Consider the following 11,384-nt stretch of genomic DNA (forward strand, 5'->3'; position numbering starts at 1 on the left):
GTCACCCTCCGAGTGCCTGTCCCATACGTTCAAGACGAGCCTTAAAGTCTGCGGCTGCTGCGTTCTGGCAGTTCGGAGTGTTGCCGAGCTCGCCCGGATTGTTTCGGCACTTGGCGATTACCTCGGCAAGGAGGGACTTGTTCGCCAGGAATTCATCGACAGTATAGGCCCGCTCGGGCTCGTTGGAGCAGGCGGCGAGTGCGGTGATGAGCATGAAGAGCGCGAGAACCTTCATTGCAAGGCCGCTCCCATCGCGTCCATGCGCTTGCGCCAGTCCTCGGCCCTGCGCTGCTCGTCGACCTGTACTTGAGCCTCCTGGATCATGCGCAGCGCCTGCATGCGAAGCACATCGTTCTGGAGAAATGCCGTTTCGGCCTGTAGCCGCGCCTGCAGGTCGGCGATGTCCTTGGCGTCGCCTGCCGCGGAGATCTGCTGACGCAACTGGTCAATGCCGTCGATCCGTTTGGTCGCTGCGTCATAGATTTGCTGGCCGAGGCTCATCTGGCCGGCGTTGCGATTCTGCAGACGGGAAAGCTCCTCGGCATAGAAATCATCGGCGCTCGTCCGGTAGATTGAATTGTTATCCAGGAACCGCGACGAAGAATCGCCGAAGACCCCTCCTCCGGATCCGTTGAGAACACTGGCGACAGCTTGGAAGTCGTGCGGTAGAGCCCGGCGGACCGATGAGTCGTTCAGCACGCTCGCTATATCTGCCATATTGGTGAGCTTGTTGAGCGAACCGTAAAGCTGCTCAGCCTGCTGAAGCTGCTGGTTCAAGGTGTCGAGCTGAGATTTGAGTTGGGCGATGCTCTCGATGTGCTTGGCGATCGCGGTCTGGTCGATCACCGGAATCCCCTGCGCTGTTGCCAGACCGGATGACAGGAGAAGAGCGGCGACCGCCGCATGGAGCGTGTTACGTGTAGCCATCAGCTTGCACTCCTTCTTTGCTGAAAGATCGGTAGCCAGACTTCGGGCCGGTCGCCGGCTTCATGGCGGATTGCGTCGGCGAGTTCGACATTTGCCGTTCGACCGGACAGGATTGCCAGTTCGTCGTCGAAACCAGTGAGATCGAGTTCGGCGACGACGCTGTTGTGGCCCTGCTTGACGATGAAACGGCGGCTCTCGTTGGAAAGCTCGCGAGCGAGAAGCGTGAATTCCCGCTCGGTGAGCTTGAAACCGTCGACATAGTCGCTTCGGTTGCCACGCGGGTTCGGTAGAAATACCTGGGTCGGGCACTGCTCGATGATCGTATGAGCAATCGGCGAGGCGATCGCGTCGCGCGGGCTCTGTGTGGCAAACAGCATCAGTCCGTTCTGTTTGCGGATCGTCTTGAGCTTGTTCTGGGCGAGATCCCGGAAGCCCTCATCGGCGAGCGCCTTCCAGAATTCGTCGATGACGATGATGATTCGGCGCCCGTCGATCAACTGCTCGACGCGATAGAAGAGATAGGCCATCAGGGGTGTGCGGATTTCCTCATTGTCGAGAAAATCGGTCATGTCGTAGCCGAGGAACTTAGCGCCGATGCCGATGTCATCGAAAGGATTGTCGAAGACCCAGCCGAGCGGCCCTCCCCTCTCCCATCGGCGCAGCCTGGCGGCGATCCCTTCCGGATCGGTGTTGTTGAGGAAGGTCCGCAGCGCCCCGATTGTACGGTGCTCAACCGGCAGGTCGGCTAATCCGTCGATAGCAGCCGCAATGTCACGCAATTCACCGACGGATAAATCACCTCTTGCGGGGCCGGCCAGCTTGCCGACCCAATGCGCCAGGAACATCTTGTTCTGCGGTGTCAGCTCGAGCGCCTTCAACGGCGCGCATCGGGTTGGCGCACCGTTCTTCAGCGGCAGATAGGTGCCGCCGGCAGCCCGTACGAAAAGATCGGCGCCTCGATCCTTGTCGAAGAGCACCATATGCGGATCGTGCTTGTCGAGCTGCGAAAGCATGAAATTCAAAAGCACGGTTTTGCCAGCGCCGGAGGGGCCGCAGACGAAGGTGTTGCCGAGATCGCCGTAGTGGAAGTTGAAATAGTACGGCGAACCGGACGCGGTTTTCAGCATGGCAACGGCCGGTCCCCATTCGTTGCCGTCTTTCTTCCCGATCGGATAGGAATGGAAGGGCGAAAGTGCTGCGAAATTCCGTGAGGTGATCGCCCCGGACCGGGCGCGGTAACGAAAATTGCCCGGCAGTTGCGCCCACCAGGCCGCTTCAAGCCCCAAATCCTCGCGCGCCACCACGGCTCCACCATTGGTCAGATACGAGCGGGCCTTGGCCAGATTGTCGGTAAGCTCCTTGATGCAAGGAGCAAAGACCGAAAGCGTCAGATGATGCTCGCCGAGCACGAACCGATTGGATTCGAGATCGTCCATCGCCGTGTCGAGCTCCTCGACTTGCGAGGCCGCCTTGTCGCCGGCGCCGACCATCTGGTTCTGCTTGCGCCCGAGGATGGTGCGGGCATCAGCCTTCGCGATGAAGGCAAAGGATTGCGTCAGGATGAGCTCGAAGGGAGCGGTGAGCACGCCGTCAAGCATACCGGTCCGGGTCTTTGCCGGATATTCCTTGAAGCCGAACATGCCGGCATAGCGGCTTTCGGCCTCATGGCGAATCTCCACGGTTTCGCGTCCGAAGATCAAGCGATCCGAGTAGATCGCGGAAGATATGCGTCCTTGTGTCAGTGGAACCGGCTCACGGCGGCCACCGACGATCTGATGCAGAACCTCGCTCGGCTCGGAAAACACAAGACCGTCGCGCTCATAGAGCGACAGCACGCGTGGCCGAAAGCGCTGGAGGCCAACCGTCACGTCGACGAGCTTGTCGCTGAGAAGTTTGAGCGCCTCCTCGTCCAGTTCGATATCGGCGTGGCGCGCTTTGCTCAGCCGAGAAATGAGGCTGGTAATCTTTTCCGCAGGGTCTCGGTTCGGGCTCCAGAGAAGCGTCAGATAAAGATCGTTGCGAAACAGATCTTCGCGCATCATGCGGTCACGATATTTGCCATTGAGCGCTTTCGAAAAGGCGCTCACGAACACCCCTTCGGGGTATTCGTTGTCGCGGCGGCGGATGATGTGCGCCCAAATCGCCAGACGCTCGTCGGCGACATTGCGGTAAAGCGTGTTGAGATCGCGATGCAGGCCGTTGAGGTCCAGCACGTCGGCAGTCTCGAACGAGACGCCTTCCAGTGCCACCATGACCATCAGGACCTGAGAATCGAGCGCTATCGTCGCGTCATCGAGATGGCGGACGTAAGGGATGAAGGTTTCCGGCTGCAGCTCACGGGCCTTGATGGCGGCAAGGTTAGGCAAGGCCGATATCCCTTTCGTCATAACGCCGGCCGAGCTTCAGAGGCGTCAGCGACGTGCCGCCCCAATGGGCGCCGTTACGGGAGCGGCCGCGCGTCTCGATCGAGCCGATCAGAATGCGGAACATATTGTGGTCCTGCTTCACGAGGGTTCGGAAGAAGAGGTGAAGGACGACGCCAAAAAGCGCATAGCCCACCGACCCGGCGATGACGTAGAGGATCGTCGTCAGCATGAGGTTGACGCCCATCGCCTCCATCGTGACGCCGGCAACCATCGCGGGACGGGTGCAAGCGAGGAACAGTGTGTCCTCCTCAAGAGTGATTTCTGCGGGCATGACATCAAGCCCCCGAAATCGTGCTGACAATCTCGGAGGCACCAAAGATGATGCCGATGCCGAGGACCACATAGGCCGCCTTCCGCAAATCGAGATATCCGAACATCCAGGCGATGCCGACTATTATGACGGCAATGGTCGCGAGCAGTTTTGCGACATTGCCGGTCAGCATATCGACGATGTTTTGAAGCACGCTTTCAATGCCGCCCGTTGCCTGGGCGAAGGCTGGTTCGACCATGACGATCGAAACGATAACCGCTGTCGATGCGACGGTGAGAACAGAACGGACGGTGGCAACAAAAGTCATTCGGATCGCTCCTTTTGGTCGTCACGGAAAACAAAGACAGAGGTCGCCCGCCCGGTGGCGAAGACGTCCCAGGGTGGCGGGGTTGCGACCTGCTCTTCAAAGGGGGCAGCATCATTTTCACGAGCGGCCGATACATCCGAGCGAGCATCATCACCCACGGCTCCTGATCCTATAGCCAGCGACGTCAGCCTCTTTGAAAGCCGCCTCGCCTCGCGCATGGCCTGTTCGTCGTATTGCGCAAGCGCGCCGAGGGACGCATCGCCTCGCCCATAAAAAGATTGCAGCATGAAGCGGTCGGCGGTCTCAGATCTCTTTCCCGCACGAAGAGCCACCTGGTAGTACCCGTTCAGCAATGTCGCGGTTGCCTGGAGATTCAGGCATGGTTCAAAGGCATCGGCGAGGGCGAGATTGAGCGTCGGAAAGTCGTCGGGTCGTATCCCTCCCAGGCCGAGTTGAATGTCTTGGCGATCGGCAAGAAGCCCCGATGCGACCTCGATCGCTTCGGCCTTGGATCCGGGCTGCCTGGCAAGCGGCGCCCCGCTATTGATGCGAATTGCGAAGGGGTGAAATCCGCTTTCCAGGCTCACGATCGCTGCGAGCGTCTCGACCGCAATGTCCGGAGCACACATGTGCGCGAGGTCGACGAAGTCAGCGGCCATCAGTACCACACCCTCTGACTGCCAATCCCGTCGATGGTCACGTCGACGTAGTGGGGCTGGGGGCGGACGTGGGGCCGTCTGACCACGTAACGCCGGCAATGTCGTTCGTGGCCGCCCGGGTAGCGAAATGAAGGCGTATCGTCAGCTTGATCGTAGCATTCGCTCATCGGGACGGTTTGAGGTGTCGTCGAGACGCAGCTTGCTGCCTGTCCACGATCACTCGTGCGCGTGGTAAGCCTGAAGCCCTCATCGCAGTAGTACGGTTCAAAGCGCGGCCGCGAAGCCCGCAAACCGACGCTGCCGCAGGTCGGGAACCCGTCTCCCCTGCCAAGTGCTCGCCAAAGCCTTTGGATAGGCGGCCGGCATGCCGCGTACTGCATTGGACCACCAGGATTCGAAAGGCATAGAATGACCTGGCATCCCCAATCTTCAGCGCGAGCGTTACTCGCTGGAATGAGGTATGATACAGGGACGCTGATTAGAGCCAGAACGGAGAGAAGATTTCTCATGAACAGGAGCCTTCGCGATCACGGCACAGGGCGATGTCCCTGCCATCGCACTTGCCACACACTCAATATACTGACCTATACAATGCAGTTTAAGCAATGACAAGAGCACTCGACGTTCAGTGGCACAGCCTTGCCTTTTCGGGCTTCATCTTCCGTGAAATCTTCGATCATCCGTTGGAAGACGAGACACCCCAGTCGCGTTTGAAGCAGATCGGCATGATGAGCGTGCTCTACATTATGCACCAGGGCCATCAACGCCTAACCCTTTCAAATATCATCGAAAATACAGGCCTCACGCGTACAGGCGTCACGGAAACGATAGATCCTCTCGTGCGACGCGGGCTGTTGACCGAGCGGTTTGTCAAGAACTCGATGGGACGCGGCAAAGCGCGACAGTTCGAGATCGCCAGCGAAATCCTGGAGAAGCTTCGCAGTCTGGAGGGAGGCAAAAACCTCGAATCAACCGCGCCGCCGGCGAATCAAAGTGCATCGAAATCTTGAGTTTGATCGAGCCGTCCGTCAGGCGTGTGTCCTTAACCAAGCGCGCTTCGTGTGGTTTGCCCCGACCTAAAGCGTTCACAATGGCCGCCTCGAATGGGCTGGATGAGGAGTTCAATATCGGCGATGGCGTCGCAGACTGCGACGGGCGGGTGATCATGTCGCCCAGAGGGCTCCGACAGGAATTCGACCTGCGATTGCGAATTTTGCGTCTTCCGCTGATCAACCAAATAAACTAGCGTTCGAAACGGCCGACATGAGCGGAGCCTGTGCTTCCGGACGATGCGATCTGGTTTATCGCTGTGAGAGCGTCCGGCCACGTCGTTCTGCGCCGGACTCTTGAAGGAGAGTCAACATGTCGAAGAAGAGCCCTGATCCGTCTGGCAAGGCGGTCATGGAAGAAGAGCGCGCGGTGGCGGCGGCTGTGGATCTTGCGATGAAGGTCTACCGCTGCGACGCCAAGACCGCGGCTGCGCACCGAGCGCTTGAAGCCTGGATGGAAAAGCGCGAAGGCGAGTTCACGTTTTGGCTGTACGTCTTCCACACAGTCAAACCTCACTCCGGCCCCGGTTGCGTGCACCCCAACCCGGTCTGACACACTTGATAGCGAACCAGCAACCTGATGTCGGCTCCCGGGCAAGCCTCGGGCGTCGTAATTCGGAAATTAAGGCCAGGCGTCCTCGGATAGCTGAAGGATTTATGGTGGAATCATTGCCTTCGTAGTAGTCTCGAATTGGGCAGGAGAGCGGAAAAAGAACCGGTCTCCCCGCCGCACGGGAGGTGCAAATGCATCGCTCTGAGCACGACAAAAACCACTACGATCACGATATGCTTGTGATCTGGGCATCGATCCTTTCTGCGCTGCTGATTATCGGCGCGACATTGCTGATGCTGGTGATATAGCCTCCATTAAAGGAGCAGTACGGCAAGTAACGTCGTCCCCAAGCGCATGAAGATGAGCTGCGTCGAAACCCGCTCATTATGGCGTGCTATCAAACTTGGATGAGAGTCTAACGCCTATCAGCGGACGGTTGGGGTTTGGCTCATGCGACTGAAATGCACCGCCAGCACCGGATCTTCGTCAAGATGGCACTGCCAAGCCCACTCCTCGATCTGCCCAGAGCGATAGCAATCGACCAGCAGCTGCTCTTCTGGAGATAGCGGCGGCGCAAAGACGCGCGCCGCCGGGTCATGATGCCAAGTTCCCCCAAGAAGCTCGCGACGGTGCCCTTGATGTCAGAAACGTGACGTGACATGTCGTTCTCCTTTCAACGTCAACGACTGAGCCCACCACGGGTCCCAGACGGCGAGCTTCTTCGAGGACAGAACACCTTGAATATGCCGCGTGGTAGTTTGAGCTCCAAGGACCGACATCCTGGTCGCCAAGGCTCGAACCTGCCACCTGCTTGACCCGAGGGGTGAAAGTTCGCCGCATACCGGCTTCCTGGGCGTCGTGCTACGAAGGACCCTCGTCTCGCAGCAAGCTCATTTCCGCCGAGCAGCAAGACGCTTCGGTTCGAAGCATCTTCGGAAGTGGGGCCATAGCCGCGATACTTGCCAACAAATTCGCGTATACAAGCCAGGGCGAGCACAGGCTTGTGAGTGCCCGACAAAAAGAGCGTACCAGGCGCAGGCGCTTTGGCGCCGGAGCCCGTTCGCGCGCAGCTTGACCGGTTAAAAGGGCAGCCGCAGGAGGTTTTAGCGAGAGCGCCGCCCGAAGGGCGGAAACCGGGACCGACTGCCCCCGGCAAGCTGCTCCGCTTGAAGGAACCCTCCCCAGGGTCCAACGCCTGACTCATTCAGCTTCATTCCAGAAGCGGCAAAGCGCCGACGCAGAACGAAGCGGCGAGGCTGAGGCGAACCTGATTGGTGATTAGTGATTGGTGCTGTTGCGCGCCGAAGGAACCAAAAGGACAACGGAGGTGGCGGTCGCCGCGTCCGAGCTTGGTTGCGACCCCGGGATGATGGGCTGGCGCCGCGCATGGGGTTATTTCATGGTAGGAGCGGAACGTATTGCGCTCGAGCTTGCGGCTAACGCTATCCGTCCGTAGATGTGCAATCTCGACGCTCTCTGGCAACTAGGTCGCGGAGGATGGCCCGGCTGCGACAAGCGGCTAGAGCAGGCGCAACAGCTTTGGGGCGGCACCAAAAATCTTATCCAGGGGCACGCTCTGGTCTTAATCTGCCGCGCATGCAAGCGTAGGACTGGTGGTGCGCTTATCTCCGTTAAATTTACTATGCTGCTGAGATTATGCTTGCATAATCAGCAAGCGCCTTTATATTTGCTAGCATGAACAGCAAGCAGAGAAAGACCCTCGCGGCCGTATTCAAGGATACTGTTTCTGGCAACATTGAATGGGCCGCCATAGAGAACCTGCTTGTGGCTGCCGGAGCGAGTGTAATCGAGGGAAGCGGTTCCCGCGTTAAGTTCGAAAAAGACGGCATAGTTGCGAGCTTCCATCGACCTCATCCGGACAAGGAAGCAAAGCGTTATCAGGTGCGCGATGCTCGCGAGTTCCTGGCGCAGATTGGAGTAACACCATGAACACCATGACTTACAATGGATATCACGCTCGCATCGAATTCGACGCTGAGGACGAAGTGTTTTTCGGCAGGATTGCAGGTATCTCCGATGTAATCGGCTTTCACGGTGACAGTGTCGCTGAACTTAAGAAGGCCTTCCATGAGGCAGTCGATGACTACCTCGAGACCTGCAGGAAGATAGGCAAAGAGCCTCAGAGACCCTATTCTGGCAAGATGATGTTCCGTGTCGCTCCCGAAGTCCACCGCCGAGCAGCTCTTGCTGCCGAGCTTTCGGGGAAGAGTCTCAACCAGTGGGCAGAAGAGGCATTGGAAGAAGCCGCAGCAAACTTTGCCGAGGCGCGCCTGTCAGCGTAATGCTCGTCCCCTGACAATAGGTCCCTACAGCGCCGTGCGTCTTATCAGACGCACTAAGGACGCTGTAGCACTTTGAATTGCTGCATGTTTTTGTCCTTCAATCGGCTACGATTGAAGGAAACATGCAGTAGTTCGCCCTGGCGCCGTTCGCGGTGCCAGATCTGAGGCATAGTTTGAGCGAGCAGCGCATTCATGCGCTCGGTCGCGCCGACGACGGAAGGTAGAGGCGTATGAGCCGAAAGGAGCGGAGCTATTATGAGCAGGAAGCCTGATCCCGGGCCGGACTTCAGCACCGAGGCCCAGGAGCGGACTTATTGGGAACACCACGACTCCGCCGATCATATCGACTGGAGCAAGGCGGCGAAGGTGCGATTGCCGAACCTGAGGCCATCATCCACCTCGATCTCGCTGCGTCTGCCTAACTCTCTGCTGGAACAGACCAAGGTCGCGGCCGGCAAGCGTGACGTGCCGTATCAGTCGCGGATCAAGATCTGGCTTGCCGAGAAGATCGATACATCGCGAGCGAAGCGATAATTTCCGCGGAAACCGGCGAGGTTCTGCGCCCGTTCGTCGTGCGCGCATTCCACTTCTCGGGTAGCGAAAGGACGCTCGCCGCCCATCGCTGAGGCGGCGCCGAGCGAGATATCGCCGCACATCTTCGGACACTCTCTTGGCCATGAAGCTTCTCCAGTCCGGTGTGGACCTTTTGACAATCCAAGCCTGGCTCGGGCACGCACAGGTCGCCACAACCAACGCTATGCCGCCGCGGATGTCGAGACGATGCGCAAAGGACTCGAGAAAGGCTGGAGTCTCCGGCGAGCTCGGCGTCCGTTTCCGACCAAGTGACGCCGTCGTGCAACTGCTGAATAGCATCTGAATATATGTGGCGGAGGATTCCGGATTTGGCAGACCGCAGCTGGCGCCGGGACGAGCTCCGCCAAATATCTCGATTGACGTATGAATAGGGATCGGCAGCGATCCGCAGATGGACATTTCTTGGGGGCTACATCCACGCGCATTTCGATTGACTCGGCCATGTGGTCGAGGGCTCGGATCGCTGACGTAGTCGCCGTGGCGTTTCTAATGATCGCACCCATGGCGATTCGCGTTCGCAGCCGGGCACTTCCACGGGCGCGAGAAGCGGGATTGTGAGACCTCCGCAAACCTGCCGCCGCGGCATCTGGAGGGAGCGCAGACGCCCCTCGCGTAACTTCCCCAGGCTTCCAACCTGGCAATTCTGGAATAACACTCCATAAATGCAAGGATGATTGCCCGCTATATAGCTACCACGCGTCGATGCCTACCCCGCCGGCACGCTTGTTGGCCCATAACACGGTCAACGAATCTAAGGCAGCGTCCTTGCCGCCCGCACAACACGCTCTCCAGTTCGACAAACGTCGCTGCCTCGGCAACGCCGTCGCTTTCCGCTGCGTCGCCAACTCCATCCCCGAGGCGATCAAGGTGTCGCGCCGCATCGCCGCCGATCAGTTGAACATCCCGCTCAACGTGAGTTCGACAAACTGCTCGCCATGGTTTGCGGCCAGGAGGAAATCAGCCTCGATCCCGCCAGTTCCCTCGCCATCCGTGTCTCGGTCCGTTCGAGAAAACGGCGTCGAGCTCGTTCAGCCGCGGGACATGGTACCGCCCAACCCGGTAGCTGAGCGGGTGGAGGGCACGACATCGGCGGTGGCGAAGCGGATGCCATAGAATTCGCCAAGAACCGCACAGCCTAGCCAGAAAACAGTTATGCCCGATAAGCCGCCCGATCGAGGCCGAAGTCTCCGCAGTCGCTGAAAATTCCCGCTTTCTCCCGCCGGAAAGTCTTTGTATATAGCTAGACAGGCTAGCTTACTCGGAGCAAAACAATGGAATGGCAGTTGCAGGACGCCAAGAACCACTTCTCGAAAGTGGTGCAGAAGGCGCGACACGAGGGACCGCAGATCGTCACGCTCCGCGGCGAGCGCACGGCCGTCGTGCTGTCCGCCCGCGATTACGACGCTCTGCGCGCCGGCCGGCCGACGCTGGTCGACGATCTGCTCGGGGGTCCCGCCTGGGACGATGAGCTCGCCGATGCGGTTGATGACCGCGCCAACACTCCAAGCCGCGGCGTGGCCTTCTGATGTATCTCGTCGATACCAACATCGTTTCCGAAGCGCGCCGCGGCGCGCCGCAGGCGGTTGCCTGGCTGCGCTCGGTCGATCCGCTCAGCATCCACCTGAGTGCGCTGACCCTCGGCGAGATCATGCGCGGCATTGCCCTGAAGCAGAAGTCGGATCCGAAGGCTGCCGCTCACCTCACCGAATGGCTGCGCAAGCTGCGCCACGAGCATGGCGACCGCATCCTGCCGGTGACCGACCAGATTGCCGTCGAAGGGGGCCGCATCGCCGCGATCCGGCCGCGTGGGGATATCGACGGGCTGATTGCCGCGACCGCGATCGTTCACGACCTGATCCTCGTCACGCGCAACGTCAAGGACTTTGAAGACACAGACGCATCGGTGATCAATCCTTGGGAGACGCCGGCATGAGCGGTCCAGCGGTCGCAACGGACCCGCCGGAGGATCTTGCTTCCCACCACACTAGCCTCCCGATTTGTGGACTATCGATGTGACGGCCGAGCAAAATTAGAACGCCGAGTAGATCAGGACGCTGCGCAAATGGAGGTTCCCTGGCACCAAATCCAAACGCACTTCGATTGGCTCGGCCATGTGGTCGAGGGATTCGGGATCGCTGCAGTAGTCGCCGTGCCTTTCAATGATCGCACTCAGGAGGATTGCGATTACTTCAGGTCTCGCATTCGCAGCCGGGCACTTCCAAGGTCGCGAGAAATGTGACTGTGAGATCAGCGCAAACCTGCCGCCGCCGCATTGGAGGGGAGCGCATACGCTCC

Annotated in this window: 14 protein-coding genes and 2 pseudogenes; 9 read left to right on the plus strand and 7 right to left on the minus strand. The window is 59.2% G+C overall.

Translation table 11 applies throughout. The features are described from left to right. Nucleotide 1 precedes the first annotated feature (1 nt). From RHIBR816_RS0117110 to RHIBR816_RS38415, 7 genes are read right to left on the minus strand one after another with little or no spacing between them, the layout of a single operon-like run. Complete coding sequence (locus RHIBR816_RS0117110; RefSeq protein ID WP_018237799.1) at nt 2-235, minus strand: EexN family lipoprotein; 234 nt, start codon at nt 233-235, stop codon at nt 2-4. Then, complete coding sequence (gene virB5, locus RHIBR816_RS0117115; protein ID WP_018237800.1) at nt 232-927, minus strand: P-type DNA transfer protein VirB5; 696 nt, start codon at nt 925-927, stop codon at nt 232-234. Before virB5 ends, RHIBR816_RS0117110 begins: the two co-directional genes overlap by 4 nt. Further along, nucleotides 927-3,314: a VirB4 family type IV secretion/conjugal transfer ATPase gene (locus tag RHIBR816_RS0117120; protein WP_084811093.1), complete on the minus strand. Its 2,388-nt coding sequence runs from the start codon at nt 3,312-3,314 to the stop codon at nt 927-929. The genes virB5 and RHIBR816_RS0117120 overlap by 1 nt, the downstream gene beginning before the upstream one ends. After that, the gene (locus RHIBR816_RS0117125; RefSeq protein WP_026187106.1) at nt 3,286-3,624 is read right to left on the minus strand and encodes a type IV secretion system protein VirB3; all 339 of its coding nucleotides are present in this window, start codon (nt 3,622-3,624) and stop codon (nt 3,286-3,288) included. Before RHIBR816_RS0117125 ends, RHIBR816_RS0117120 begins: the two co-directional genes overlap by 29 nt. 4 nt (nt 3,625-3,628) lie before the next feature. Then, nucleotides 3,629-3,931 (minus strand): TrbC/VirB2 family protein, encoded by a 303-nt coding sequence (locus RHIBR816_RS0117130; protein ID WP_018237803.1) that lies wholly within the window; start codon nt 3,929-3,931, stop codon nt 3,629-3,631. Next, nucleotides 3,928-4,590 carry a transglycosylase SLT domain-containing protein gene (locus tag RHIBR816_RS0117135; protein ID WP_018237804.1) on the minus strand — a complete coding sequence of 221 codons (663 nt, stop codon included), beginning with the start codon at nt 4,588-4,590 and terminating at the stop codon, nt 3,928-3,930. Before RHIBR816_RS0117135 ends, RHIBR816_RS0117130 begins: the two co-directional genes overlap by 4 nt. Then, nucleotides 4,590-5,099 (minus strand): hypothetical protein, encoded by a 510-nt coding sequence (locus RHIBR816_RS38415; protein WP_084811094.1) that lies wholly within the window; start codon nt 5,097-5,099, stop codon nt 4,590-4,592. The genes RHIBR816_RS0117135 and RHIBR816_RS38415 overlap by 1 nt, the downstream gene beginning before the upstream one ends. 96 nt (nt 5,100-5,195) lie before the next feature. On the opposite strand from RHIBR816_RS38415, the gene RHIBR816_RS0117140 reads away from it, so the two are divergent. From RHIBR816_RS0117140 to RHIBR816_RS39030, 9 genes and pseudogenes are all read left to right on the plus strand, one after another. Continuing rightward, complete coding sequence (locus RHIBR816_RS0117140; protein WP_018237805.1) at nt 5,196-5,600, plus strand: MarR family transcriptional regulator; 405 nt, start codon at nt 5,196-5,198, stop codon at nt 5,598-5,600. Between the two features lie 352 nt (nt 5,601-5,952). After that, nucleotides 5,953-6,192 (plus strand): hypothetical protein, encoded by a 240-nt coding sequence (locus RHIBR816_RS0117150; protein WP_018237807.1) that lies wholly within the window; start codon nt 5,953-5,955, stop codon nt 6,190-6,192. Nucleotides 6,193-7,887: 1,695 nt separating this feature from the next. Continuing rightward, a complete protein-coding gene (locus RHIBR816_RS0117165; protein WP_018237810.1) occupies nt 7,888-8,142 on the plus strand; it encodes a type II toxin-antitoxin system HicA family toxin in 255 nt (84 codons plus the stop codon). After that, a complete protein-coding gene (locus tag RHIBR816_RS0117170) occupies nt 8,139-8,495 on the plus strand; it encodes a type II toxin-antitoxin system HicB family antitoxin (RefSeq protein ID WP_018237811.1) in 357 nt (118 codons plus the stop codon). The genes RHIBR816_RS0117165 and RHIBR816_RS0117170 overlap by 4 nt, the downstream gene beginning before the upstream one ends. Nucleotides 8,496-8,750: 255 nt before the next feature. After that, complete coding sequence (locus tag RHIBR816_RS36040) at nt 8,751-9,029, plus strand: BrnA antitoxin family protein (RefSeq protein ID WP_084811095.1); 279 nt, start codon at nt 8,751-8,753, stop codon at nt 9,027-9,029. 451 nt (nt 9,030-9,480) lie between these two features. Then, a pseudogene (locus tag RHIBR816_RS39025) lies at nt 9,481-9,684 on the plus strand (hypothetical protein); the annotation flags it as partial. 676 nt (nt 9,685-10,360) lie between these two features. After that, complete coding sequence (locus RHIBR816_RS0117190) at nt 10,361-10,615, plus strand: type II toxin-antitoxin system Phd/YefM family antitoxin (RefSeq protein ID WP_018237815.1); 255 nt, start codon at nt 10,361-10,363, stop codon at nt 10,613-10,615. Further along, complete coding sequence (locus tag RHIBR816_RS0117195) at nt 10,615-11,022, plus strand: type II toxin-antitoxin system VapC family toxin (protein ID WP_018237816.1); 408 nt, start codon at nt 10,615-10,617, stop codon at nt 11,020-11,022. Before RHIBR816_RS0117190 ends, RHIBR816_RS0117195 begins: the two co-directional genes overlap by 1 nt. 129 nt (nt 11,023-11,151) lie before the next feature. Next, nucleotides 11,152-11,371, plus strand: a pseudogene (locus RHIBR816_RS39030) (hypothetical protein); the annotation flags it as partial. Between the last annotated feature and the right edge of the window lie 13 nt (nt 11,372-11,384).

This window comes from Ensifer sp. BR816, assembly GCF_000378985.1.
Taxonomy (GTDB): domain Bacteria; phylum Pseudomonadota; class Alphaproteobacteria; order Rhizobiales; family Rhizobiaceae; genus Sinorhizobium.